The sequence below is a fragment of the Gillisia lutea genome, assembly GCF_021568705.1.
Taxonomy (GTDB): domain Bacteria; phylum Bacteroidota; class Bacteroidia; order Flavobacteriales; family Flavobacteriaceae; genus Gillisia; species Gillisia lutea.
In genome coordinates this window covers 275,423-301,875 of sequence record NZ_JAKGTH010000007.1, presented here as the reverse complement: position 1 = coordinate 301,875, position 26,453 = coordinate 275,423, and the positions used below count along the sequence as shown (strand labels likewise).

Genomic DNA, 26,453 nt, shown 5'->3' with positions numbered 1-26,453 from the left:
AGCGAGTTTTTTATTATTGAAGCTAGTGTAATCGGTTAATCCTGCTAATGGTCTTTTCTTAAGAACTTACTTATCTCTTCTGTTCTTCACATTACTTCTACCTCTATTATAAGTTTCCCTGTGGTACTCCCTAATATTATCACCATAATAATCTCGAACTCTTACATATTTACTTTTCCTTAGGTTGATCGTACTAAATCGAGACGGTAAAACACTCGCTGATAACCAAACCCCATTGTCCAGATATATATAATTTCTAAAGGTAACATCATAATATATTTGATAATCTGGAAAGTACACATAGCGCATAGTTTCTACTCTATTAGGATAGAACCATGAAGGTGGCGGAACATTTGGCCGGGAAGAAACAAGCACCGGACCACAACTGGAGAGCGTAAAAAAAACGGCAAGAACAACCAGCCATTTACTGTGAAATAGATTTTTCATGACCTTTCATTTTAATACTACAAAGCACGTGAACAGTATTAAAATAGGAAATGATATATCTCATAAATAGCAGATAGCAGTGCGAAACCTATTTATGTGTACTAAATACTACTTCATTATTTACCTATATATACTTTTCAATAGGAACAACCACCGCCTTAATTGGGTTATTGAATGCCGATTCATGATTAAATGTTTCAATCAATTTAAATAGCTCATCAATCTTATCATCTTCAGTAAAAGAAAAGAATAAACTGGATTCGACCCCACCTTGTTCACCGGGAAACCAGCTGGAGGTTAATAGTAATGAGGCCGGATTTTTATACCCATCGATATCCGATCCGCTAAATGCTTCAATATGCGCACTTTTCAGGATATGGAGCACATCTTTTTCAAACTGTTCTACAGCAGTAATTATTAAGAGTTTCATTTTACTTATGTTTTTTACGTTCTATTAAATAATAAATCAAGGGAATCACTAACAAGGTTAGAATTGTTGATACAATAGTTCCACCCATTAAGGAAATTGCCAATCCTTGGAAAATAGGATCGAACAGGATCACGAATGCTCCTATTACAACTGTTCCGGCCGTTAGTAGGATAGGTGTGGTACGCACGGCACCGGCTTCAATAACCGCTTGTTTTAGAGGAACATCTTCGGCTATCCTTAAATTAATGAAATCGATGAGCAGTACCGAGTTCCTGACCATTATTCCTGCCAGAGCGATCATTCCAATAAATGAGGTTGCTGTAAAAAATGCACCAAGTAACCAGTGTCCTAAAACTATTCCCACTAAAGATAACGGAATAGCTACCATCATGACTATTGGAGCTTTAAAGTTCTGGAACCACCCTACAATCAGTATATAGATTATAGCAATTACCCCAATAAAAGCGATTCCCAGATCTCGAAACACCTCTAAAGTTATTTGCCATTCGCCATCCCACTTAATGGTATAATCATCTTCAAATTCGGGGGGAGTTATATATAGTTCATTTAAAGAATAGCCAGCGGGAAGTTTTATTTCTTGTAGTTTATTGGTCATCCCTAGAATTGCATATACCGGGCTTTCTAATTTCCCGGCCATATCGGCTACCACATAGACCACTCGTTTTTGATTTTTACGATAGATGGTCTTTGCGCGAGTTTTCTCTTCAATATTAACAAGGTCACCTATTGCTATCATATTTCCCTGTATGGATTTAACTTTAAGCTGAAATATATCCTGAATGCTTGACCGCTCTTTTTCATCTAAGGTGAGCACCAATCCTATTTGATCTAGCGCATTTTCATCATATAAGAAGCTAATGGGCCTTTCTGATAATACCATGTTCATGGTATAGACGATTTGTTGGGGAGTTATTCCATATAACATGGCCTTAGTTTTATCTACTACAAACTCATATTCCTTTTGATCAGCTTCCACCATCCAATCTACATCCACTACATCGGGAGTAGTATTCAGAATACTTTTCAACTGATTACCAATATCAATTTGAATATCATAATTTGGCCCGTAGATCTCTGCAACTATGGTAGACAGAACGGGAGGTCCGGGCGGAACTTCCACTATTTTCACATTCGCATTATATCTTCTGGCAATATCCTGAATTGGTTTTCTATAAGAACTGGCTATTTCGTGGCTTTGCTGGTCCCTCTCCTTTTTATCGGTAAGATTTACCTGTATGTCGGCAGTATTACTTCCACCCCGAAGATCATAATGCCGTACCAAACCATTAAATGTTATTGGTGCCGAAGTACCAACATAGCTCTGATAGTTTACTACCTGAGACTGATCGTTCAAGAACTGAGCGATCTCCTGCGTAACTGCTGCTGTTCTTTCTAATGTTGTTCCCTCAGGCATATCAATTACCACCTGAAATTCATTTTTATTATCAAAAGGCAACATTTTCACCGCCACCCATTTTGTGAAGAACATCCCTACAGAGGCCAATAGTAATACAAAGGTGATTCCCAAGAACAACCAACGTATCTTTCTGTTTTCTAATAAAGGCATTTCAAACCTCTTATAGGTGCGGTATATATAAGTTTCTTCCAACTTCTTCTCTGGAATCTTTGATTCTTTTTTATCCTTTTCACGTAGAAAGATATATCCCAAATAAGGGGTTATGGTCAAGGCCACAAAGAGCGATAACAACATGGCTATGGAAGCTCCAATAGGCATAGGAGACATGTATGGCCCCATTAAACCTGAAACAAATGCCATTGGCAAGACAGAAGCAATCACGGTAAAAGTTGCTAAAATTGTAGGATTTCCAACTTCGTTAATGGCATATAATGCAGCCTGTTTAAAAGGTAAACGCTTCATCTTAAAATGCCGATGCATATTCTCGGCTATAATAATGGAATCGTCTACCACTATCCCTGTTACAAATACCAAGGCAAATAAGGTTATTCTATTAAGCGTATAGTCTAAAATGTAGTAACTAAGTAATGTCAGGGCGAAAGTTATGGGCACCGAAAGAAATACCACCAAACCTCCTCTCCACCCCATTGCTAACATCACTACAATGGTTACAGCCACAATTGCACCTATAAGATGCATGAGCAATTCTGACACTTTATGAGAGGCCGTTTCCCCATAATTTCTAGTAATTTCCACATGAACATCATCGGGAATAAGACTGGTCTTTAAGTTTTCGATCTTATTTAAAATGATCTCTGAGACCTTCATGGCATCTGCCCCTTTTCTTTTAGCTATTGAAATGGTAACTGCCGGATATTCCGATTTAAATGCAGTTGATTTTTCACTTGCCATACCAAAACCTAAGGATACATAATTAACAGGCAATTCGGGTCCATCTACAACACTGGCTACTTGTTTTAAATATACAGGTTGATTGCCATCTATTCCCACTATTACATTTTCAACATCTTCTTTATTGCTAAGAAAATTCCCTGCGCTCACTAAAAATTCGGTGTCATTTTGTGTGAATTTGCCTGAACTTAATTGAATATTATTTGCTTTCACCATCCGGGAAACCTCCAAAAAATCGAGATTACTGGCTGCAAGTTTATCTTTATCCAGAATCACTCGTAAAACTCTATTTCTTCCTCCTATATTTTTTGTGGTAGAAACTTCATTCACTTTTTCTATTTCATCGGTTAGCTCCTGGGCAATTTGTTTTAATTGATAATCATCATAAGTTTCGCTCCATAACGTAATTCCCAATACTGGAACATCATCTATAGCACGGGTTTTAACCAATGGAGGAGTCACCCCCATTGGCATTTGGTCCATATGCTTATTAATTTCGTTATACAATTTCACAAAAGAGCGTTCAATATCCTCCCCAACATAAAATTGTACGATAAGCATTCCCTGATCCTGCATCGATGTCGAATACACATATTCCACACCTTTTATATTGGAGATTAATTTCTCTAAGGGTTTTGTGACCTTAGACTCTACTTCTACCGGACTTGCACCAGGGTAACCTACAAAGATATCGGCCATTGGCACATCTATTTGTGGCTCTTCTTCCCGTGGTATCAAAAACGAGCTGTATACTCCAATCACCATAAAAACGATCATTAGAAGCACCGTAAGTTTAGAGCTTATAAAAATTTTGGCAATACTACCTGCTAAGCCTTCTTTCATGAGAATATTTTTTTTAAGGTCTTTTACTCCTGAAATAATTGATTATTCGTTGAATGTTATTTGAAACACTTATAATCTCCAATTCCCTGATTATTCAATTCTAATGGTTGCGCCGTTATATAGCTTTCCTTCAGCAGAAATAATAAAAGGTTCGTCTGCTGAAAGACCCGCTAACACTTCAACTTTATCATTAAATGATCTTCCCAATCGCAACCATCTTAATACGGCGGTATTATTCTGACTAACAGTATAGATTCCCTCCAACTGACCTTTACTAACTACCGCACTTTTAGGTATTAATATTTTTGCTGAAGGAGTTCCCTGCTCCACAGGAAACTGCACGCTAGCATACATTCCTGATAACAGCTCTGCTTTTTCTTCCTGAAGGCTGATCTTTACCAGATACTGGCTTCCCGTATTTCTTGAAGAGGGACTTATTTCTATTATTTCCCCAGCAACTGATGTATTTAAAGAATTAATAAAAATCTTCACTTTAGCCCCAGTCGAAAGTTGTGAAATTTCATTTTCCGGAACCATAGCTACTACCTGATAATTCCCTAAAGATTCTAAGGCTACTAAAGGTGCACCCGGGTTTGCCATTGCTCCTTTTTCTATAAATTTATCGGTAACTACTCCTTTAAAAGGTGCACGTATGTTGCTGTAGGAAAACTGCGATGCCACTTCATTTTCCATTTGCTTCGCTGCTTCTAGGCGGGCTTTAGCCATTTCAAATTGCGCGGTAACATCGTCGAGTTCTTTTTGCGTAGCACTGGCACTTGCAAATAAGTTAGTATATCGCTGGTAATCTTTAAATGCATTATTGTAGGCTGCGGTAGCCTCTACAACCCCGGCAGATACTTGAGCCTTTTTAGCCGATAATTCGGTATTATTAATAACTACCAATAATGCTCCTTTTTGTACAGTATCGCCAACCTTAACCTTTATATCGTTTACAAAACCCATCATTCTTGTGCTCAAATTGGCGCTGTTGGCTGCCTCTATTTTTCCACTTGCTGTGAAATAACCCCCTCCACTTTCCTGGGCAATAGACCCTACTTTTACTGAAACGACAGGCCCAGCTTGCTCTTGGGAAGTTGTTTCTTTAGAATTACAACCCAATACAAATAATATTAAAAAGGTGCTAAATAGATATATAGTTTTCATGACAATTCCGTTTTCAATTCTTAGTTAAAAACACAACATATAAGTTTGTGTAGTTTTGCTGATAAATGGCGTTATAATAGTCCAATTGTTTTTGAGCATATTGAGTTTCTGAAAGCAGCAGATCTGATGTTCTTTCTAGTCCTTCCTTAAATCGATTACTTCGAATTCTCAAAGATTCTTCAGCCTGTTCTAATGCCAACTTTGTCAATCGCAAATTATTTTCAGCATCTAAATACATGCGTTTCGCCTTGTTGATTTCCAGCTCACTTTCCGACTTATATTTTTCGTACTCGAACTTAGATTTTTCAAGATCGGCCTTACTTTTTTGAAGCTTTCCAAATCGTTTTGAACCTTCTAAAATTGTCCAGCTCAGTTCTGCACCTAGCACATACCCGTTTGCAGCTCCCTGAAAGATGTTATCGTCATACAACTCATAACTTCCAAATGCATTCAGCCGGGGTAAAAATGTCATTTTATCGGCCCGATAATTTTGTTGAAATGCTTTGGTAGCAATTTGCATAGCCTGCAGATCTGCCCTGTTTTCTGAAAGCTTTAGGTCTAAGGCTAGATTTATAGGAAGGGGTACTAAAGAATCTGTAGGCTTTAAGGTTACCGTTACGGGAGCAGCCATTAACACCGACATATAATTGGACGCATTTTCAATCTCACTTTTTGCATATTGCAGCTGATTTTCTACTTCAATAAGTCGTACCTCCACCATGAGCAAATCGGGCTTCTGAAGATAACCTTGATCGAACCTATCTTGGGAAAACCTTAAATTCTCCTGAACGGTTCTCCTGGTAATTTCTAATACATCCAAGGTTTTATAGGCTAGTTGCAGTTGCATGTAGGCCTTTTCTATTTCCAATTCTATATAATCTTCTGCTCTATTTAACTTGAATTGAGTTGCTGTAACTATCGATCTGGCAGCCTGACGTTTGAAGATGCCATCCAAATTAAGCAGAGGCTGTTGGATCTCAAATTTAGTAGCGTAATTCTCAATTCTGGAGGGATTATTTAAGCCGTTAGGATCAAAATCGGTTTGTGTTATTATTTCCTGATTGAGTTTAGAACCAAATGCCATCAAGGGGTTGGTTGTGGTAATTGCAGTATGTGAGGCTTTTAAATTAGGCAGAAAAATAGCATTGGTCTGATTATAATCGGCCTTTGCCATAATAACTTCCTGTTCCAGGATCTTCAGGTGCAGGTTGTTTTCCTTTACTTGAGTTAGAACTTCCTCTTTGGAAATCAATTCTATTTGCTGTGCCTGCATAAAACTGCAAAACAAAAGAGTGTATGTAAGAATAAGTATCTTTTTCATCTTATTATATTATTCCTGAAAAGGAAGAGATCCCTGTAATTTTATATCATTGAAAGTAATTAGGGTAGCTCTGTGAGATTAAAAAATAGATCAATTTTTAGCAGTGTTAAACCAATAGCTTATTCCTACCGATACATAAAAAATATCATCCAGATCTTCGGTAAAAACCTGATCTTCTGTAGTAATTGTCGAGCTAGTTTGTGGAAAGGACCAATAGGGAGCAATCGAAAAAATAAAGGAGTTATGATAATACTGAAAAGGAAGGCTGAGCTCTACATTTAGAATATTAAATTCTGAAGCTTCATCTATACTAATACTAGAACTCACTGTATTTATTGCACCACCACTTCCTTGCCCTGTTCCTTTTCCCTTTCTATTACCCAAGCGGCTGGTATTATAATATTCTTCATAGAAATATTGTGACCCCATATACATGGAAACAGATGGGGAAATGAGAAGCTTATTATCCATACCATAGAAATTGTGAGCTAGCATAAGCCCTCCAAAAAAATCAGCAGAACTTCCGTCATTAAAATAGCTGCTCGCTATTACTGATAATTCAGCCACCTCAAAATCGTAGCTCAAAAATCCTGTAAGGTTTCCCTGAGTTTCAGATTGCACATTGTAACTATCATCATTAAAGAAATATTTAGTTGCTGCTATTCCTCCACCTAATTTTCCCACATCAAAAAGATATCCTGCACTTACTAAAAACAAGTCTACCCTGTTCTCTTCTGATCCAACTAAATAAGAAGCCGAAGCATCCGCATAAAAACCGGATTTATCGTAATAACCTATAGACGGCATTATATAAGGTGCTTTTATGGAATCGCGCCTTCCCATAAATACGGCATCCGAGATATAACTAACATCGGTAAGTATATACGATTTGCTGCTGTCTGATTCTTTTTTAGCCGAATTATTAGTGTTTTGAGCAGATATATTTGCAAAAATTACCGCCATCAAAAACACTCCAATTGTTAGACGTATATTCATTTTAACTAGTTTAAAAAGAAAGGAACTCTTCTTTGTAAAGCTCCTTTCCTTATTAATTATATACCGCCATTTTTATTCTTTTTCTGAACTTTTGGTTTTGCAGGCATTTTTTTCTGGATTTTATTTTTCTGAAGTATCATTTTTCGTTGCTGCATGGTATTCTTAAATACCTTTCCATCCATGTTAATACATCCCCCGTCCTGAAGCTTAAGTTGCTTCCGGTCACGAGACTGGTAGGTACCGTCGGGGTTTACCACTACTCCATCTCCCAAATTCATTTTGTTTTCCAATCGGTTCTGACTTTGGTTTCTAACCTGCATCATTTCACCATCAACAAAAATGTAATGTACTCGTTGCTGATTTCTCTTCTGGATCTGCGCCTGGGTCAGTCCTTTGTTCTCCTGCTGAACTTTGTATCGATATTGATATTCATTGCGGTATTTAACGCCATCACTATCTAAACATTCACCATCTCTTAATCTCAGTTGATCCCTGTCTCTGGTTTGATAAGTACCATCAGGATTCACAACTGTGCCATCGTTCAAGGTAATTTTATCTTGTAATCGAGTTTGATCTCGATCCCTTATTTGAAGCATGTCACCATCTACCAACATAAGTCGAACCTGATCGCGATCCTGATCCTGAACCTCATCTTGTGCTGTTAGCGAAGTGATATATAAAACCACAAGCGCTAATAACAAAAACACTTTTTTCATAACAATGCATTTATAAATTAATACAGTATAAAAGTACCATGTAGACGTAGCTCTAAAAATGACATTTATCAGTATAATCACTTGTTAGGTAGCGCGGTTATTCTTCATTAAAACCGAAAACAAGATGAATTCATTCAAATTCAATTAACGTAATTTCAGGGCGCATTCCCAATCTGCCGGGAAAGCCCAGCCAGCCTAAACCCCGGTTAACATATAGATATTGGCCTTCATTATTATATAGCCCGGCCCAATGCTTATACTTATATTTTATAGGGCTCCACTCTTTAGATCTCATATTAATTCCTGCCTGCATTCCATGGGTATGCCCGGAAAGCGTGAGCAAGATATCAGTCTTACCAACTACCTCTTCACTCCAATGGGAAGGGTCGTGAGATAAAAGGATCTTTAAAGGAATACTATCAACATTTTTAAGCGCTTCCTTTAAATCTCCATATTGTTTAAAGGGAGGGGATCCCCAATTCTCCACCCCAACGATTGCTATTTTTTCTTGCTGAATGCTAACAATTTCAGCATCATTCAGCAATAACTTAAAACCGGTATCCTTATGAAACTCTTTTAAAATATTGAAGTTCTCCTCCTTGCTTTGTGTAGTTTCCCAATGGCTATAATCGCCATAATCATGATTTCCAAGAATAGAATACTTCCCATGTTTAGCTTTTAGTTTACCTAAAATCTTCTCCCAGCCTTTTAATTCCCATGCATAATTGTTGACTAGGTCTCCCGTAAAAAAGATGAGATCTGGTTGTAACTGATTTATAAGCTGTATAGCCCTGTCTAGAATGTGATACCTAAAATTAAAGCTTCCCAAATGCAAATCGGATATCTGTACTATTTTAAGCTTGCGAAGTTTATGTGATGATTCCTTTAGCGGAATATGCAGATGATGGACTTTAAATCTATATCTGGACCTAAAAATTCCATATACTATTACAAAAAATGGAAGAAAACCGGAGAGTAGTCCTAGCAACGAAATGGTGATTATAGATACTTCTTCTGAAAAGATATAGTTTGTATAATAAAGGATACTAATAATAAGAACAAATAGGAGCTTCGGAATAAAGGAGGATACAGATAGCCCATATAAAGAAGAGATTAATAAATGCTTTCTTTGAGGGACTATGGTATCCAGGCGAACTTTCAATATCAGGATGGAAGTGATCAATCCAAATGTAAAAATCCAGAACAACGCATAAATAATATTTTTGAGTATAGAGGAAGTAAGAAGTTGAGTGATAAAACTAAGCCAGTAAAATGCAATTATATCTACCAATAGTATGGCAAAGCATAATATAAGTATAGTAAAGAGTGAATATGAACGCATGGCCTACACATATTAGTTTCAATCTCCTTTCGTATTGTTTAGTATTCTCCTTTTGTCTTTAAATGCCCAAAATATTCCTTTAACCCCGGCAACCCATTTTTTGTACATAAATATTAAAATGATCTCCTCGATAGTTTCAATAAGGCCAATAATTATCATAAAATAGAAAAGCCAGTAAATTGGTTCAAAGAACAGGAACCAGAGAATGAATATTCCCTGTGTTATTGCAGAGAGCTTAGCCAGGTAGGTATGAAAAGCCGTGGCTTTTCCATATTTTATAACGGCCAGAAACATTTGCAGCATATAAGGGATTAATACCATGAGAATGAGTAAATAATTTTCTCTTATAAAATCATTCTCAAAAATCCATATCCCTATCAGTCCGATTACAAAAGTTACCTGGTCTCCAAAGGAGTCTAATTGTGATCCCCTTGCACTAGTTATTTTAAGCTTTCGTGCTAAATATCCATCTATCATATCTGTGCTGTAGCTTATCAATAAGAACCAGGAGAATAATTCCCGAAGGTTAAACCACAAAAGAACCAATAGAAAAGGGGCGGCAAAAACGCGATAGAAGGAAAACCAGTCAGCGATATTATAGTTTTTAAATGTTAGCATTTAATTAGTGAGTTGGGTTCGTTTATCTGAATTAAAAAGTAACACTAAAGCTAATTGTACTTAAGGGCTAATACAATGAGAATTATCATGTTTCATGTATTTTGCCATGATGCGGGCAAGTACTAGTTAATAATCTAAGTTTGTCTTTGCTCATATATGTTTTTCACGCTATGTAATAAATGTTACTGATAGAATAACTTTTTTCATTAATTTAGCAATGCCTTATGTTAAAAGTAGTTTCCATATTTCTCGCATTTCTCACGCTCTCCAGCAGTGTGAATTTTGACATGGATGATGTTTTACAAATGGATAAACTTGTAAAACATGTGCAACTGCATTCTGAAAAATATGGAGATTCATTAGTGGTTTTCATATCCAAACATTATGGCAGCTTAAAAGAAAAGCATGCTAATGAAAATAAAGAAGAGAAACAGGATCATGAACAACTTCCCTTCAATCATCATATGTGTGCTCACGCCCCTACATTATTTGTAGTAAACCAAAGCATTTCACCAAGTTACACACCGAACCAGGTATCTCATACTGTAGTTAACTTTTTTTATAATAATTCGTACTCTTTCCTGGAGAATTCTTCGGTTTTTCAACCGCCAAAATTCGCATAATTCATATCTGATCTAAGTCATTTTTTCATAAGCTATTTAAACATAGCTTACAACACTTATATTCAATGAGTTATGCTCTCAAATATTATAAAATTCAGCTTAAAGAATAAGTTTATTATTCTCCTATTTACCGTATTTGTAATTGGGTTTGGTTCCTATTCCCTTACTCAAATACCTATTGGTGCTGTTCCCGATGTAACCAACAATCAGGTACAGGTTATCACCACTTCTCAAAACCTTTCCACTCAGGATATGGAACAATTCATCACCTATCCTGTAGAGCTGGAAATGGCCAATTTACCTGGAGTAATTGAAATACGTTCTGTTTCAAAATTTGGATTATCTGTGGTAACCATCGTTTTTGAGGAAAAAATAGGAACCTATTTACCAAGACAACTAATTGCCGAGAAAATTAAATCGGCTTCACAAAAGATTCCTGAAGGTTTCGGTACTCCCGAAATGGGGCCAATAACCACAGGCTTAGGAGAAATATATCAGTATGTACTAGATACCAAACCTGGTTATAAGGATAAGTATTCGGCTATGGACCTGCGTACCATACAGGATTGGATTGTGAAACGTCAGCTTTCCGGCATACCCGGAGTTGTAGAAGTAAACACCTGGGGAGGATATTTAAAACAATATGAGGTTGCCATTAATACCGAAAGGCTTAATGCAATGAATATTACGGCAAGTGATGTTTTTACCGCCTTGGAAAAGAATAACAGTGTAACGGGAGGAAGTTATATAGAAAAGGTGAACCAGGCCTATTTCATTCGCGGAGATGGTTTAGTTTCTTCTCTGGAAGACATTAGAAATATTGTTGTTAAAAACCACCAGGGTATTCCTATTCTCATAAAAGATATTGCTGAAGTTGGTTTTGGAAGCGCCATCAGGTTTGGAGCTATTACTGGGAATGGTGAAGGCGAAAAGGTATTGGGGCAGGTAATGATGTTGAAGGATGGTAATTCCAAAAAAGTTATTGATGCTGTGCACGAACGCGTAGAAAGCATTTCAAAATCGCTACCGGAAGGGGTTTACATAAATCCTTTTCTAGACAGAAGTGTTCTTATAGGCAAAACCACTTTTACAGTTGCAGAAAACCTCATTTTAGGATGTTTGATCGTGATTTTTGTAGTTGTACTGCTACTTGGAAATTTACGATCCGGGCTTGTGGTAGCTTCGGTAATACCCTTATGTTTACTCTTTGCCCTGTCGTTTATGTATCTGTTTGGAGTAGATGCCAATTTAATGAGTCTGGGTGCTATAGATTTCGGGATAATAATAGATGGAGCAGTAATTATAGTTGAATTCATAGCGTTTCAAATTACCGCGAAAAGTACAGAACTAGCGGCTTCTACTCCTTCTCAAAAACAACATATTACCGACGATATCACTTTTAAAAGTGCCTCAAAAATGATGAATTCTGCCATCTTCGGGCAGCTTATCATTCTTATTGTATTTATCCCTATTCTATCATTAAGCGGTGTAGAGGGAAAAATGTTCAAACCTATGGCCCTTACCTTCAGTTTTGCTCTATTTGGTGCCATGATCTTTTGTTTTACCTATGTTCCAGTAGTAGCTTCCTTATTCTTAAAGCCATCAAAAGCTTCAGAAAAGAATATTTCTGTGCGCCTAATGAAATTCTTGAATAGGTTATATGAACCAAGTATTCGTTGGGCATTAGCAAGTAAAAAGTTAGTATTAAGTATTGCAGTACTACTTTTAGTTTTTTCGGCTTATCTGTTTTCTACCATGGGAGGAGAATTTGTTCCTACTCTAGACGAAGGAGATTTTGTAATCCAACCTGTGCTAAAAACCGGAACATCTTTAAGCAATACAATAGCTATTACCACTAAAATTGAAAAAATCCTTCTTGATAAATTTCCGGAAGTAGATCAAGTGGTAAGCAGGATTGGTGCGGCTGAAGTTCCAACCGACCCCATGTCTATGGAAGAAAGTGATGTAATTATAACCCTTAAACCTAAGAAAGAATGGGTTTCAGCAAAAAGTAAGGATGAGCTGGCCGATAAATTTAAAGAAGCTTTAACTGAAATTCCAGGTATGGAGGTTGAATTTACGCAACCTATAGAAATGCGTTTTAATGAGCTGATAACCGGAGTTCGAGCCGATATTGCCATTAAAATATTTGGTGAAGATCTGGAGATACTTAACAAAAAAGCTAATGAAATTAAGCTACTTATTGAAAATGTGGAGGGTGCTGCAGATATTACGGTAGAAAAAATTGCAGGATTACCGCAGATGAATGTGAAGTACAACCGTGCTAAAATTGCTCGCTACGGACTCAATATTGCCGACATTAACGATCTTATTTCTATGGGATTTGCCGGAAAAGCATTGGGAAGTGTTTTTGAAGGAGAAAAGAAGTTTGATCTAGTATTGCGCTTAAACAAAGACGAACGTACAGATATCTCTAATTTACGCAATATGTATATAGATATACCTGCGGGAGGAAAAGTGCCATTAAGCGAACTGGCAGAGATCACCTATACCAAAGGCGCAGCCAAGATCTCCCGCGACGATACCAAACGTAGAGTTGTAGTGGGAATAAATGTTAGGAATCGAGATCTCCAATCGGTGGTAGACGATGTTCAACAGCGTATAGAAACTAATTTAAAATTACCTGCAGGCTATTCTATTACCTATGGCGGACAATTTGAAAATCTACAAAGCGCGAAAGAGCGGTTAAAAGTAGCTGTACCAATAGCTTTGGTACTTATTTTCATATTGCTGTATTTTGCATTCAATTCCATTAAAGAAGCTCTTATAATCTACTCGGCAATCCCATTATCGGCAGTGGGAGGCGTATTGTTATTATGGCTTCGCGACATGCCTTTCAGCATTTCGGCGGGTGTTGGTTTTATAGCCTTATTTGGAATTGCAGTACTTAATGGAATTGTACTTATTGAGCATTTTAAAGAGCTTAAAAAAGAAACCAACACCAAAAGTAAAGATGAGTTAATTGTAAAAGCAGCGCAAAGTAGATTACGGGCTGTACTGTTAACAGCTACTGCGGCCGCCCTCGGGTTCTTGCCAATGGCAATATCTACCAATGCAGGTGCCGAAGTACAACGACCATTAGCTACCGTGGTTATTGGTGGTTTGGTAACCTCAACACTATTAACATTAATTGTTTTACCGGTACTATATTCAATGTTCCATAAAAGGCTTGCTAAGAGTTCTAAGAGTAAAACAAAAAAAGGAATAGCCGGAGTAAGCATTTTACTATTATTCTTTTCCATTCAAAGTTTTGGCCAGCAGTATGGATTAAATGTAGAAGAGCTACAGCAAATGGCCATACAAAACAATAAAGGGCTAAAAGCCTATTCACTGCGAACTCAAGAAGCAGAGGCTTTTGTAAATAGTGCCTTTACTGTTGATAAAACCGAAATCTACTACAATTACGATGAAAGTAATATTGCTGTTAACAATGAGGTCCTGAGCACTTATGGTGTCCAGCAGAACTTTCTGTTTCCAACAGTATATTTTGCCGGCAAAAAGATAAACAAAGCTGCAGTTAATGTTGAAATGAGTGCGTATGAACTTCAAAAGAAACTTTTAAAGGGAGAAGTAGCTTCGGCTTTCTATCAATATCAGTATGAGAAGGAAAAGGAAAAAGCTTATAAATATCTGGATAGTCTCTATCAAAAATTTGCACATGCCGCTGCACGCAGGTTTGAACTTGGCGAAACGAATTATTTGGAGAAGATAACGGCAAAAGCCAAACAAAAACAACTGCAAACCTTTTATAAACAAACTCAGGAAAATGTACTTGTGGCTTTAGAAAAATTGAAGCAATTGGTACAAAACAACGCCCCATTTAGCGTTGCGGTAGTTCCCCTGGATAAACTGGAGCTTACGGCTATGGGAATCGAAGAAAATCCGGGCATTGCATTTCACGAGAACAGAAAATCTCTGTTAAAAGCAAAGCAGCATTTTGAAACACAACAACTTCTACCCGATATAAGTTTACAGTACTTCCAATCCACCAATGCCTCCTTGAACACTAATTTAAAAGGATATCAAGTAGGCTTAAAATTTCCTTTATTCTTTGCAGGGAAAACCTCGCATATTAAAGCTTCAAAAATTGCTACCCAGGTAGCGATAGATGAAGCTGATAATTATAGAATTCAACTCAATTCAAAATATCTTCAATTATTATCTCAACTTAAAAAGTATGAGGAAGCTTTATCTTATTACGAAACTGAAGGGAAACACCTTTCAGACGAGATCTTGAAAACTGCTACCGTAAGTTATAACAACGGAGAAATAGATTTTTATCAATATATACAAAGCCTGGAAAACGCTAATAGCATTGTGCTTTCCTACCTGGATGAACTAAACGCTTATAACCAAACACTTATCCAGATTAATTACTTAACTCTATAAAATAATTTCAATGACACGTACTCTATATATAATATCTGTATTAACATCGGTTTTTCTATGGACTGCTTGTGGAGATGCCGAAAAAGATGCTAAAACACCTTCCGAAAATAATGTAATTATACAGGAAGAACTAAGGCTTACTCAAACTCAGTTTGAAAGCAATGAGATGGAATTAGGTAAACTTAGTGAACAGGAATTTCCATCTATAACTCAGGCTACTGGAATGATAGACGTTCCTCCACAAAACAAAGCTGTAGTAAGCACTTTTATGGGGGGCTATATTAAAGATACACCCTTGTTAATTGGGGATGCTGTAAAAAAAGGGCAGTTTCTGGTGAGTATTGAAAATACCGATTTTGTGCAAATACAACAGGAATATCTGGAGGTGGCAGAACAGCTCAGCTATTTAAAATCGGAGTTTCAACGACAAAGAACTTTGCTGGATGAAAACATCACTTCTCAAAAGAACTACCTTAAAGCAGAGAGTGATTACAAAAGAGCTTTGGCCATGTATAACGGATTGCACAAAAAACTTACTATGCTCTCTATTGATCCAGCGAATGTGGAAGCCGGTAATATTACTTCCGTAGTTCGATTATATGCTCCCATAAGCGGTAGTATTACTAAGGTAAATGTTAGTAGGGGAATGTATGTTTCCCCAGCCGATAATATCCTTGAGATCATCAATATAGATCATATGCATTTGGAACTGTCTGTTTTTGAAAAAGACATTTTAAAATTGAAAAAGGAACAGGAAATTATCTTTCGAGTACCTGAAGCTTCCAACGAAACATTTAAAGCCAAAGTCCATTTGGTAGGAACTGCTGTAGATGAAAATTCGAGAACACTAAAGGTTCACGGTCATTTTGAAAATGATAGCGATCTTAATTTTGCCGTTGGAATGTTTGTTGAAGCTCAAATTGTTACCAATAAGAACATGGCAAAAGCACTGCCCGATGAGGCCATTGTCGCAATAGATAACAAAAGCTATGTCCTAAAACTGGATAAAAAAACGGATGGAACCTATTTCTTTTCTAAAAACGAAGTGAAAATAAGGGAAGAGTACAATGGTTTTACGCGTATTGAAAATACAGACAGCTTTAATGATACCGATGAGTTTTTAACCAAAGGAGCTTTCAATATAATTAGCGGAGAATAGTAGCTTATAAATAAGGCGAGATTACGGTAACGTAACCTTGCCTTATTAAATTATCGTGAAAAATGTACTTTAAACCTCAGCCCCCTTCAACATTTTATTCCAGTATAAATAGGGTAGAATATATTTTTTCAATATCCATAATCGCCAGTGCTCTTTTGAAGAATCGCCAATAAGCATTAATTTCAATTTAGGATCTGGTGTAAATTTCTTGCTATAATCAAATTCGGCCAAGACCATTTTCCCATATCCGGTTACAAAGGGACAAGATGAGTAACCATTATATTTTTTAGAACTTAGTTTCCCCACTGCTATAAGACTAAGAATATTATTTACTACTACTGGGGCCTGTTTTCTAATAGCCGCGCCGGTTTTTGATGTAGGAAGATTGCTAACATCTCCAAGGCTAAAAATATTGGGATACCGGGTATGTTGAAGTGAATATGGATCTACATCTACCCATTTGGTTTCATCTACTAAAAGTGAATTCTTTATGAAATCTGGTGTAGTATTAGGAGGTACCACATGCAGCATATCATACCTTATACCAACCAATCCTTTTTCTTCAAGTTTAGGAAGTATTACGGGATTATGATCTACACTATTTAAACTTACTTCGAACCAGGCAATTTTCTTCTTACTATCTACTTTTTTAAGCTCATGACTAAACTTCACATTTATTTTTTTTCTATCTACCACCTTCATTAAGGTCTCTGCAATTTCCTTTACGGAAAAGATGATATCTGAAGAGGTAGCAAATATGATCTTTGCTTTATCTCTAACTCCCGACTTCCTAAAATGATCATCTGCCAGATACATTATTTTTTGAGGAGCTCCCCCGCACTTATATGGTTTTGGGGGCTGAATGAACAGTGCCGTACCACCTTTAAACTTTTTTAAAACTTCCCAAGTGTGATTAGGGTTGGTATAATTGCTACAAACTACTTCGGTATCCATAGCCTCCGTTAAACCCTCTACTAAAGTTGGATCCAGTTTTAAACCGGGTGCAACCACTAAATAACCGTAAGTGAGACTACCATTCGCTTCAGTAATCACTGAATTGTCTTCAGGATTAATAGACACCACTCTGTCTCTAATCCAGGTAGCTCTTTTAGGTATAACGGAGGCCATAGGCCTTTTTGTTTTCTCATAATTATAAGTACCAGCGCCCACAAGGGTCCAGGCAGGTTGATACCAGTGGCTTTCAGATGGTTCCACGATACCAATCTCCAAACTCGAATTTTTTCTAAGCAAACTGCTGGCCGTCATTATTCCCGCAGTGCCTCCTCCAATAACCAAGATTTGATAATGTGTTTTCATCTGAAGGTATTTTTTAAAGATTTAGAATATTTCTCCAGATATATTAAGAGAACATTCCCAACACTGCTAGTGGATTTTTAAATCTTTTTTTGCCAGGTAAAAATCTATCTTTTCACAAGAAGTGTCTTTAATTCTATTTTCCATTTGCTCCAGGGTTTTAGGCGGCGGAACAATTACTTTATCTCCTTTTTTCCAGTTAAGAGGGATGGCAACTTTATATTTATCAGAAACCTGTAAAGCTTCCAAAGCCCTCAATATCTCATCCATATTTCGGCCAACATTTAATGGATAGTACATTATGAGGCGTATCTTCATATAAGGATCTATAAAGAAAACTGCTCTAACCGCTGCCGTCTCACTTTCATTGGGTTGTAACATCCCGTAAAGTTTGGCTACCTTCATATCTATGTCGGCAATAATGGGAAAGTCCAGATAAACACCCGTTTTCTCATGTACGTTGTTTACCCATGCCAGATGTGAGTGGATGCTATCTATACTTAATCCAATAAGTTTTGTATTTAAGGCTTCAAATTCCTCCTTCCTTTCTGCAAATCCGCTTAGCTCGGTAGTACAAACAGGCGTAAAATCGGCAGGATGAGAGAAAAGTACTACCCACTTATCTCCTCCAAATTCAGAGAAGATAATTTTACCCGCGGTGGTTACCGCTTCAAAATCTGGTGCATCATCGCCAATTCGTGGCATGATACTAAATTCTTTTTCTAAGTTTTCCATGATCTTAACTATTATTTACAACAATGTTGATGGTGCCATGTATTGTGTAAGTTTAAATTTATTCGAGTCTTTAATAGCATTCATTCCTCCCTGCACATCTATAATGTTTTTGTAACCTTTACTTCTTAAAATAGATGCAAAGACCATAGATCGGTATCCGCTTCTACAGTGGGCATAATAGGTTTTATCTGGATCGATATTCTTAACACTATCAGTTAAATAATCTAATGGAGTATTCTCGGCATCTACAATATGTTCACTGTTGTATTCGCTATTTCTGCGCACATCCAGAATAATAACAGGCTCTTTCTTGGAAATAGCTGCCAGTTCATTGGCAGTTATAGATTTAATACTATCTAACTCTTTCCCTTCTGCTTTCCAAGCTTCAATACCACCTTTTAAATATCCCAGTAAATTATCGAAACCTATTCTTGCCAATCGAGTGGCAACCTCTTCTTCCCTTCCTTTATCTATAACAAGAAGTAGAGGTTTTGTAACATCTATTATCGTAGTGCCTACCCAATTAGCAAAGCTGCCATCTATACCAATATTATAAGAGCCGGGTATAAATTCTTTAGCAAAGCTTTGCGCCTCTCTGGTGTCTATAATAATCGCATTTCCACTATGCACTAAAATATCGAATGCGCTGGGAGTTAAGGCTTTGGTTCCTTTCTTAATCACCTCATCAATACTTTCATATCCTCTAATATTCAGCAACACATTCTGCGGAAAGTATCCTGGAGGTGGTGTTAAGCCTGTTAAAACAGCATCGACAAATTCTTCCTGTGTCATATCTTCACGCAAAGCATAGTTGGCTTTCTTTTGATGCCCTAAGGTATCAGTGGTTTCGTCGCTCATCATCTTTCCACATGCGCTTCCTGCACCATGCCCGGGATAAACAATTATATCATCAGGCAATGGCATGATCTTATTTCTTAACGAATCGTATAAATGAGCGGCCAGCTTTTCCTGTGTAAGTTCGCTTAATACTTTTTGAGCCAGATCTGGGCGTCCAACATCTCCAATAAACAGGGTATCTCCCGTGAACAGGGAGGTTTCTTTTCCATTTTCATCTATTAGTAAATAACAACTACTTTCCATGGTATGCCCGGGGGTATGCAATAATTTAATGGTAGAATTTCCCAATTTGAACTCCTGCCCATCTTTTGCTATTATAAAGTCGAATCCGGTTTTCATGGTAGTAGGTCCATATACGATATCTGCCCCTGTTTTCTTTGCAAGATCAATATGCCCTGAAACAAAATCGGCATGAAAATGTGTTTCAAAAACATATTTAATTTTCGCATTTCTTTGTTTGGCCATTTCAATATATGGCGCTACTTCTCTTAAGGGGTCTATAATAGCTGCCTCTCCGTTACTTTCAATATAATATGCTCCTTGAGCAAGACAACCAGTATAAATTTGTTCTACTTTCATGATATTTTTTTGAGTTTTAAGTTTTTAAAATTAAACAGCACCGGAAGGTTCCACAGTAACCTATGTTACCAAGTGCACGCATAATCACCTCTATAAGTAAGGTTTAGCACAAAAGTATCCGGCTCAAGTATGGAATACAATGACATTTGTCATCTTTTATCCCTTCCCCTATTTATACTTTTAATTGATCTTTTTAAGCTGAAAATGTTGATGGAAGAATCCTGTTTTACTATTGATTCTAAGCAAAAACGGTTTTATGAGCTACTATTTTCAGCTGAAGAATATTACTAAAAATATAACCCGGGATAATAACTTATATGATACCCATCCAAGAACCATATAATAAAACTGTTACCGAAGTAATTTCACAATTGGAGGTAGACCCGGCGCGGGGTCTTTCCACAATTGAAGCAAAACAACGCTTAAAGCTTTACGGCCCCAATACGCTTAGTGCCAAAGCCCCAAAAAGTCTTTGGCGCATCCTGCTGGACCAGTTGCTGGATCCAATAATTTATATCCTTGCATCAGCAATGATCCTGACCTTTATTTTTGATGAGTGGCTGGAAGGTATTACCATTTTGGTAGTAATTATAATTACCGCTTTTATTGGTTTTTTTATGGAATGGCAAGCCATAAGATCTGTAGAATCTCTTCAAAAGCTCACCCGGGCGAACGCGTATGTTTTAAGAAATGGAATTTCTAGGAAGATCAAAGCTCATGCCCTGGTTCCCGGAGATATCATCCATCTTCATTCCGGAAATATTGTACCGGCCGATGCACGAATAATTTCCCATCAGGGATTGGCAGTCAAAGAAGCTATTTTAACCGGGGAAAGCAATCAAATTCAAAAAAACATAGCTCCACTTCCAGTAGAAACGCCCTTGGCCGAACAACTTAACATGGTATTTAAAGGAACTACCATAGAAAAAGGCAATGCCGTAGCTGTGATAGTAGCAACAGGAGATGAAACTATGATAGGACAGGTAAATATTCTAACCCAGGAAGCCGGTAAAGAGCGACACCCCTTAGAACATAAACTCAATAAACTGAGTGGGCGATTAATATGGCTAACCTTAGTTCTGGTAATTATTATAACTATAAGTGGCTACCTGCAAGGAAAGGAACTTATACCCATGATAAAAATAGGCATAGCCCTGGCCATTGCTGCAATTCCTGAAGGTCTGCCTATTGTTGCTACTATTTCTCTGGCTAGAGGGATGGTAAGACTTTCCAAACAAAAAGTGATTATTAAAAAGCTGGAAGCCGTGCAAACATTAGGAGAAACCGGGATTATTTGTACCGATAAGACCGGTACGCTTACTGAAGATAAAATGGCCGTGCATACTTTAGTGGTTTTTAATAAAGAATGGAATTTTAAAGAAGAGAGAAGTGTAATATCGAAAACAGATTCTCTCTTATATCAAATAGTTGAAATTGGTGTGTTATGCAATAACAGTAGCATTCTGGAAGATGGTAAAAATGATGATTCCATTGAAATTGCACTGCTAAACTTTTCCCAGGAAATGGGATTTGATATCTCTACAATTAGAGCATCCCATCCCGAGCTGGAAGAAATTCCCTTTGATGCCGAAAACAAGATCATGGCAACTTTACATCAGGATAAAGATGCATTTTTGGTTTGTGTTAAAGGCTCGTTTGAAAATGTAATAAATTCTTGTACCCGGGTATTAACCTACGAGGGAATCATTTCATCAATAGATAGAAAAAAATGGGAGCTAGCTTCCAACACCATGGCTTCTCAAGGGTTAAGAAATCTTGCTTTTGCCTTTAAAAACACAACCTTCAAACCTGAAAATAATCAACTAATTAGTGATCTAATTTTTGTAGGAATCGTTGGATTTCTTGACCCACCAAGAGAAGACGTAAAACAGGCTATTCAAACCTATAAAGATGCAGGCATAAAAGTTATAATGATGACCGGGGACCATCCCGGAACCGCTAAAAAAGTAGGTGAAGAAATAGGGCTTTTACCCGAAGACACTTCTATTAAAAGTGTAATTCATGGGGCTTCTATAACTAATTTAGAGCAGATTTCGCCCGAGTTAGAAACACAAATCCTACAGGCAACAATTTTTGCACGAGTGGTTCCCAAGCAAAAGTTAGAGCTTATAAATTTCTTTCAGCAGCATAATTTTATTGTGGGAATGATTGGAGATGGTGTAAACGATGCCCCTGCCCTAAAAAAAGCAGATATTGGAATAGCTATGGGAATACGTGGATCTGATGCTGCACAGGAAGTGGCAGATGTTATTTTAATGGATGATAAATTTACCTCAACCGAATTAGCAATTCGTCAGGGTAGGAATATTTTTGACAACATTCGGCACTTCGTCGTTTTCCTTTTATCCTGTAACCTGGCAGAAATCATTGCTGTGGCCATCGCTGCCGTTTCAAATTTGCCTTTGCCCCTGCTTCCACTGCAAATATTGTTTCTCAATTTCGTTACCGATGTTTTTCCCGCCCTGGCTTTGGGAATGGGTCGAGGAGAGATATCTATCATGGAGCGGCCTCCTCGAGACCCGGAAACTCCCATTATCACCGGTACTTTATGGTTATCTACTGTTATATACGGACTTTCCATAACGGCTGCCGTAATTGGAATAACGGTTTATACCAGTACCTATCTAAAACTATCGCCCATTATTGTGAATAATATGGCCTTTTATACACTTGTACTGGCCCAATTGCTCAATGTATTTAATATAGCCTCCCGAAAAGTCTCTTTTTTTAAAAATGAAATCACCAACAATAAATGGGTGTGGGCATCTTTGTTATTTTCTATTCTTATAATGCTGGCAGTATATAACACCCCCATATTAGCCCGAGTATTATCTCTGGATTCTCTCAATTTAGAGCAGCTTTTAACCATTATTATCTTTGCGATAGGCTCTTTGGTGCTAACGCAAATTTTGAAACGTCTTAAAATTTCCGATTAATATCAAATTGTATAACCATGATAGGCTTCACTAAAAATGCTTTGGAAATTATATCTCAACGCTATCTTTTAAAAGATGCACAGGGTATGGCTATAGAAACCCCTAAGCAACTATTTGAGCGCGTAGCCAAATGCGTAGCCGTTGTAGAAAAAGAAGATTTTATGCTTTGGAAACAACGCTTTTATAAGCTAATGAGCAATTTCTATTTTCTGCCAAATTCCCCCACTCTCATGAATGCGGGAACCCGGGACGGGCAGCTGAGTGCATGTTTTGTTTTACCGGTAGAAGATAGTTTAAATGGTATTTTTACAAGTCTTAAAAATGCTGCGTTAATCCATCAAAGCGGTGGTGGAACAGGTTTCAATTTTTCAAAATTACGCCCAAAAGGAAGTTGGATAGATGCTTCTGGAGGTACTTCTTCGGGACCTTTGGCCTTTATTAAAATATTTGATGTTGCTACCGAATATGTGAAACAAGGAGGAAAACGAAGAGGCGCTAATATGGGGATTTTAAATGTTGATCATCCCGATATTGAAGAGTTCATTACATCTAAATCTAATTCTGATGCTATAAAGAACTTTAATCTTTCTGTGGGAATTACCGATGCTTTTATGCTGGCTGTTCAGGAAAATAAAGATTGGAAATTGCTTGATCCGGCATCCAAAGAGGTTCGAAAGACAGTAAAGGCAGCATATCTATGGCAGGAAATCGTAAATCAGGCCTGGAACTCAGGCGATCCGGGACTCATTTTCCTGGATACTATCAATAAACACAATCCGCTTCCAAAATCAGGAGAAATACAATCCACCAACCCTTGTGGGGAAGTGCCCTTATTAGATTATGAAAGCTGCAATCTTGGATCTATCAATCTTTCTAAGATGATTAAGATAGTGAATGGTATCTCGAGTATAGACTGGGAGAAACTTGCTGAGACCACACGATTGGCAATACGATTTTTAGATAATATTATTGATGCCAATTATTATATACTGCCCGAAATAGAACAAATTACTAAAGCACACAGAAAAATTGGATTGGGAGTTATGGGCTGGGCCGAAATGTTACTCTTATTAAAAATTCCTTATGCCAGTACCAAAGCACTTTTACTTGCTGAAGAGCTCATTAAATTCATCCAGGGGCACAGCTATAAATCATCTCATGACCTGGCCATAGAAAAAGGAGAATTCCCCGAATTCAGAAAAAGCAGCCATCCCCAAACATTTCTTTTAAGGAACGCCACCTGCAATAGTATTGCTCCTACAGGATCTATAGCAGTTATTGCCGATGCTTCCTATTCTATTGAACCTCTATTTGCACTGGCATACAAACGAGTAGGAATTTTGAATGGAATAACCCAAACCGAAATAAATACCCCATTTATTAATACTATGAAACAGGAAAAGCTTTGGAACAAAACTCTTAACGAGGAAGTGCTTAAAAAAGGCAGCGTTCAGCATATAAAAGGTGTTCCGGAAGAGTTGAAACACTTGTTTAGAACCAGTTTAGAGATTCCCTGGAAATATCATTTATTACACCAAAAAGCTTTTCAGAAATTCACTGATAATGCTGTTTCCAAAACCATCAACCTTCCCGAAAACACGACTCCCGAAACCATTTCTGATATATATATGAATGCCTGGAAATATCAGCTAAAAGGAATTACCATTTACAGATATGGCAGTAAACCCGGGCAAGTTCTTCAAAAATGCGGGCCCGATACCAATTTGAGCTGTGATATCTAAGCTATGGTCATACCGCCATCTACCACCTGTGTAGTCCCGGTAATATATTTACTTTTATCGGAAGCTAGAAATAATACCATTTCCCCAATTTCCTTATTTTCAGCATAACGTTTTAGCGGTACTGCATCTTCAAAACTTTTTTGCGCGATTTGAGGTTTAGAGGGAGATATCCCTTCTTCTATAGAACGCATCATCCTATTGTTTACAGGTCCCGGGTGCACGGTATTCACACGAATTTTTCTTTCTGCAAATTCCAAAGCAGCAACACGCATTACGCCCACCACGGCATGTTTACTTGCTACGTAAGCTCCCAATCCTTGAAAGCCTTTTAATCCGGCTACCGATGAAGTTATAATTACACTACCTCCATCTTCCATTTTTGGCATAACTTTTTGGCAGCCCAGCCACACTCCTTTTAGGTTGACTGCAATTACTTTATCAAAAACCTCTTCAGAATAATCAGCAAGCGGCATAAATTTGCCCTCGACCCCGGCATTATTGAAGAAAATATCAATCTTTTTAAATTTTTTGAGGGTTTCGGCTACGTATTTTTCTACTTCAGTTGTTTTGGAAACATCTGCCTGGCAATAGGATACGTTTGATGTATTTAAGTCTTTAACCGTCTTTTTTAATTGCTCTTCATTTTTATCCACTAGCATTACCTGGGCTCCTTCCTTCAAAAACAACTGGGCTGTAGCTGTACCAATACCACCTGCTCCACCAGTAATTATAGCTACTTTATTCTTTAGATTGTCCATGACCTTGTATTTTAAAAGTTATACTATTTTAATTGAGTAAAGGGGGATTTGTCTTTATAACAATTGATATTTAGATTTATTTCTAGTTGAGTAATTTCTAAAGCGAAGCCGTCTAGCTCTTCCTATTAATCGTTTTATTTGCTGTTATCCAGTTGTAAAGTCTATTAGCATCTTCCCGGGTACAGAGCTGAGTTCCGGGACTAATGGTAGCTGCGGTCCCACAGGCTACTCCGTATTTTGCCATTTCTGAATATGATTTTCCTAAGGCAAGACTGTATACCATTCCTGCAACCATACTATCTCCGGCACCAATCGTGCTCTTTTGATGCACTGTTGGAGCTGCTATATATTCAACTTCTTTAGCAGAGACCAATACGGCTCCTCTTGCCCCCATAGAGACAACAATTACTTCGCTAACCCCTTTATTTATTAATTGTTTTGCTAATTCCTCCACCTCTAAACCTGCTACGCTCTCTACTCCGGCCAAGGTGCATAATTCTTCTAAATTGGGTTTTAATAGGAAAACCCCGGTTTCAGCTCCTCTAATTAGAGCACGCCCGGAAGTATCTAAAATTAATTTAACCTTATTTTTCTTTGTCAGTGAAGCAATAGTAGTAAAGAACTCTTCAGGTATTCCCGGTGGTAAGCTTCCACTGGCCACTAAAAAATCTACTTCGGGCAGTAGTATTTCCAGCTGCTTTAAAACCTCTTGCCTTTCTTTTTCACTTACTGTCGCGCCGGGCATCCCAAATCTATATTGTAAGTTATTAGAGGTATCCATAACCGCTAGATTTTCCCGTACCCACTCTTTTATTGGGATTACCCGTTGCGTGATTCCTTCTTTTTTAAGTAAGCTAATTAAATGAACGCCGCTGGATCCTCCAGCTAAAAAAACGGCTAAAGAACTACCTCCCAGATTATTTATAACTCTGGAGACATTTATCCCACCGCCACCGGCTTCGTAAACGGGGACAGCACACCGCAATTTACTATTGGGTTTAATTCCGGCTACTTCTGTACTTTTATCGATAGCCGGGTTTAAAGTAAGTGTCAGGACCCTTTTCATAGTAAATTTTTGAACTTTACACCTT

19 protein-coding genes are annotated in these 26,453 nt (G+C 37.5%); 5 read left to right on the top strand and 14 right to left on the bottom strand.

The window, feature by feature from the left end; genetic code table 11:
- Positions 1–66: 66 nt before the first annotated feature.
- The 9 genes from L1I30_RS05705 to L1I30_RS05665 all read right to left on the bottom strand — a co-directional run bounded on the left by L1I30_RS05705 (position 67) and on the right by L1I30_RS05665 (position 10,227).
- On the bottom strand, positions 67–447 hold the full coding sequence (locus tag L1I30_RS05705) for a hypothetical protein (RefSeq protein WP_236133302.1): 381 nt from the start codon (positions 445–447) through the stop codon (positions 67–69).
- A 124-nt stretch (positions 448–571) separates the two neighbouring features.
- Complete coding sequence (locus L1I30_RS05700) at positions 572–877, bottom strand: hypothetical protein (protein ID WP_236133301.1); 306 nt, start codon at positions 875–877, stop codon at positions 572–574.
- Between the two features lies 1 nt (position 878).
- Positions 879–4,070 carry an efflux RND transporter permease subunit gene (locus L1I30_RS05695; RefSeq protein ID WP_236133300.1) on the bottom strand — a complete coding sequence of 1,064 codons (3,192 nt, stop codon included), beginning with the start codon at positions 4,068–4,070 and terminating at the stop codon, positions 879–881.
- A gap of 90 nt (positions 4,071–4,160) precedes the next feature.
- Positions 4,161–5,234: an efflux RND transporter periplasmic adaptor subunit gene (locus tag L1I30_RS05690; protein ID WP_236133299.1), complete on the bottom strand. Its 1,074-nt coding sequence runs from the start codon at positions 5,232–5,234 to the stop codon at positions 4,161–4,163.
- Positions 5,235–5,247: 13 nt separating this feature from the next.
- Positions 5,248–6,555 carry a TolC family protein gene (locus L1I30_RS05685; RefSeq protein WP_236133298.1) on the bottom strand — a complete coding sequence of 436 codons (1,308 nt, stop codon included), beginning with the start codon at positions 6,553–6,555 and terminating at the stop codon, positions 5,248–5,250.
- A gap of 90 nt (positions 6,556–6,645) precedes the next feature.
- Positions 6,646–7,551, bottom strand: coding sequence for a hypothetical protein (locus tag L1I30_RS05680; protein WP_236133297.1), 906 nt, complete (start codon positions 7,549–7,551; stop codon positions 6,646–6,648).
- Between the two features lie 56 nt (positions 7,552–7,607).
- Positions 7,608–8,267: a DUF6799 domain-containing protein gene (locus L1I30_RS05675; protein ID WP_236133296.1), complete on the bottom strand. Its 660-nt coding sequence runs from the start codon at positions 8,265–8,267 to the stop codon at positions 7,608–7,610.
- A gap of 130 nt (positions 8,268–8,397) precedes the next feature.
- On the bottom strand, positions 8,398–9,609 hold the full coding sequence (locus L1I30_RS05670; protein ID WP_236133295.1) for a metallophosphoesterase: 1,212 nt from the start codon (positions 9,607–9,609) through the stop codon (positions 8,398–8,400).
- An 18-nt stretch (positions 9,610–9,627) separates the two neighbouring features.
- On the bottom strand, positions 9,628–10,227 hold the full coding sequence (locus tag L1I30_RS05665; protein WP_236133294.1) for a CDP-alcohol phosphatidyltransferase family protein: 600 nt from the start codon (positions 10,225–10,227) through the stop codon (positions 9,628–9,630).
- A gap of 224 nt (positions 10,228–10,451) precedes the next feature.
- Between L1I30_RS05665 and L1I30_RS05660 the strand changes: the two genes are divergently transcribed.
- From L1I30_RS05660 to L1I30_RS05650, 3 genes are all read left to right on the top strand, one after another.
- Positions 10,452–10,850, top strand: a complete 399-nt coding sequence (locus L1I30_RS05660; RefSeq protein WP_236133293.1) for a hypothetical protein — start codon at positions 10,452–10,454, stop codon at positions 10,848–10,850.
- 72 nt (positions 10,851–10,922) lie between these two features.
- On the top strand, positions 10,923–15,260 hold the full coding sequence (locus L1I30_RS05655; protein WP_236133292.1) for a CusA/CzcA family heavy metal efflux RND transporter: 4,338 nt from the start codon (positions 10,923–10,925) through the stop codon (positions 15,258–15,260).
- Between the two features lie 10 nt (positions 15,261–15,270).
- The gene (locus tag L1I30_RS05650; protein ID WP_236133291.1) at positions 15,271–16,419 is read left to right on the top strand and encodes an efflux RND transporter periplasmic adaptor subunit; all 1,149 of its coding nucleotides are present in this window, start codon (positions 15,271–15,273) and stop codon (positions 16,417–16,419) included.
- 69 nt (positions 16,420–16,488) lie between these two features.
- On the opposite strand, the gene L1I30_RS05645 is transcribed toward L1I30_RS05650, so the two are convergent.
- The 3 genes from L1I30_RS05645 to L1I30_RS05635 all read right to left on the bottom strand — a co-directional run bounded on the left by L1I30_RS05645 (position 16,489) and on the right by L1I30_RS05635 (position 19,905).
- On the bottom strand, positions 16,489–17,736 hold the full coding sequence (locus tag L1I30_RS05645) for an NAD(P)/FAD-dependent oxidoreductase (RefSeq protein ID WP_236133290.1): 1,248 nt from the start codon (positions 17,734–17,736) through the stop codon (positions 16,489–16,491).
- A 66-nt stretch (positions 17,737–17,802) separates the two neighbouring features.
- Entirely contained in the window at positions 17,803–18,468 is a 666-nt protein-coding gene (locus tag L1I30_RS05640; RefSeq protein WP_236133289.1) for a peroxiredoxin, read from the bottom strand.
- A 15-nt stretch (positions 18,469–18,483) separates the two neighbouring features.
- Entirely contained in the window at positions 18,484–19,905 is a 1,422-nt protein-coding gene (locus L1I30_RS05635) for an MBL fold metallo-hydrolase (RefSeq protein ID WP_236133288.1), read from the bottom strand.
- Between the two features lie 317 nt (positions 19,906–20,222).
- Between L1I30_RS05635 and L1I30_RS05630 the strand changes: the two genes are divergently transcribed.
- Positions 20,223–22,862 (top strand): cation-translocating P-type ATPase, encoded by a 2,640-nt coding sequence (locus tag L1I30_RS05630; RefSeq protein ID WP_236133287.1) that lies wholly within the window; start codon positions 20,223–20,225, stop codon positions 22,860–22,862.
- A 17-nt stretch (positions 22,863–22,879) separates the two neighbouring features.
- Entirely contained in the window at positions 22,880–24,604 is a 1,725-nt protein-coding gene (locus L1I30_RS05625; RefSeq protein ID WP_236133286.1) for an adenosylcobalamin-dependent ribonucleoside-diphosphate reductase, read from the top strand.
- On the opposite strand, the gene L1I30_RS05620 is transcribed toward L1I30_RS05625, so the two are convergent.
- Together L1I30_RS05620 and L1I30_RS05615 are read right to left on the bottom strand one after the other, a co-directional pair.
- Complete coding sequence (locus tag L1I30_RS05620; RefSeq protein WP_236133285.1) at positions 24,601–25,362, bottom strand: SDR family NAD(P)-dependent oxidoreductase; 762 nt, start codon at positions 25,360–25,362, stop codon at positions 24,601–24,603. The two genes, L1I30_RS05625 and L1I30_RS05620, sit on opposite strands and share 4 nt — an antisense overlap.
- Positions 25,363–25,474: 112 nt before the next feature.
- Positions 25,475–26,428, bottom strand: a complete 954-nt coding sequence (locus L1I30_RS05615; protein WP_236133284.1) for a 1-phosphofructokinase family hexose kinase — start codon at positions 26,426–26,428, stop codon at positions 25,475–25,477.
- Positions 26,429–26,453 lie beyond the last annotated feature (25 nt).

What these genes read in the sequence shown, in the direction of transcription:
- L1I30_RS05700 (WP_236133301.1), bottom strand. Translation starts at nt 877, where the DNA reads ATGAAACTCTTAATAATTACTGCTGTAGAACAGTTTGAAAAAGATGTG.
- L1I30_RS05660 (WP_236133293.1), top strand. Translation starts at nt 10,452, where the DNA reads ATGTTAAAAGTAGTTTCCATATTTCTCGCATTTCTCACGCTCTCCAGC.
- L1I30_RS05640 (WP_236133289.1), bottom strand. Translation starts at nt 18,468, where the DNA reads ATGGAAAACTTAGAAAAAGAATTTAGTATCATGCCACGAATTGGCGAT.
- L1I30_RS05650 (WP_236133291.1), top strand. Translation starts at nt 15,271, where the DNA reads ATGACACGTACTCTATATATAATATCTGTATTAACATCGGTTTTTCTA.
- L1I30_RS05615 (WP_236133284.1), bottom strand. Translation starts at nt 26,428, where the DNA reads ATGAAAAGGGTCCTGACACTTACTTTAAACCCGGCTATCGATAAAAGT.
- L1I30_RS05705 (WP_236133302.1), bottom strand. Translation starts at nt 447, where the DNA reads ATGAAAAATCTATTTCACAGTAAATGGCTGGTTGTTCTTGCCGTTTTT.
- L1I30_RS05645 (WP_236133290.1), bottom strand. Translation starts at nt 17,736, where the DNA reads ATGAAAACACATTATCAAATCTTGGTTATTGGAGGAGGCACTGCGGGA.
- L1I30_RS05620 (WP_236133285.1), bottom strand. Translation starts at nt 25,362, where the DNA reads ATGGACAATCTAAAGAATAAAGTAGCTATAATTACTGGTGGAGCAGGT.
- L1I30_RS05630 (WP_236133287.1), top strand. Translation starts at nt 20,223, where the DNA reads ATGATACCCATCCAAGAACCATATAATAAAACTGTTACCGAAGTAATT.
- L1I30_RS05625 (WP_236133286.1), top strand. Translation starts at nt 22,880, where the DNA reads ATGATAGGCTTCACTAAAAATGCTTTGGAAATTATATCTCAACGCTAT.
- L1I30_RS05675 (WP_236133296.1), bottom strand. Translation starts at nt 8,267, where the DNA reads ATGAAAAAAGTGTTTTTGTTATTAGCGCTTGTGGTTTTATATATCACT.
- L1I30_RS05680 (WP_236133297.1), bottom strand. Translation starts at nt 7,551, where the DNA reads ATGAATATACGTCTAACAATTGGAGTGTTTTTGATGGCGGTAATTTTT.
- L1I30_RS05635 (WP_236133288.1), bottom strand. Translation starts at nt 19,905, where the DNA reads ATGAAAGTAGAACAAATTTATACTGGTTGTCTTGCTCAAGGAGCATAT.
- L1I30_RS05695 (WP_236133300.1), bottom strand. Translation starts at nt 4,070, where the DNA reads ATGAAAGAAGGCTTAGCAGGTAGTATTGCCAAAATTTTTATAAGCTCT.
- L1I30_RS05655 (WP_236133292.1), top strand. Translation starts at nt 10,923, where the DNA reads ATGCTCTCAAATATTATAAAATTCAGCTTAAAGAATAAGTTTATTATT.
- L1I30_RS05685 (WP_236133298.1), bottom strand. Translation starts at nt 6,555, where the DNA reads ATGAAAAAGATACTTATTCTTACATACACTCTTTTGTTTTGCAGTTTT.
- L1I30_RS05670 (WP_236133295.1), bottom strand. Translation starts at nt 9,609, where the DNA reads ATGCGTTCATATTCACTCTTTACTATACTTATATTATGCTTTGCCATA.
- L1I30_RS05665 (WP_236133294.1), bottom strand. Translation starts at nt 10,227, where the DNA reads ATGCTAACATTTAAAAACTATAATATCGCTGACTGGTTTTCCTTCTAT.
- L1I30_RS05690 (WP_236133299.1), bottom strand. Translation starts at nt 5,234, where the DNA reads ATGAAAACTATATATCTATTTAGCACCTTTTTAATATTATTTGTATTG.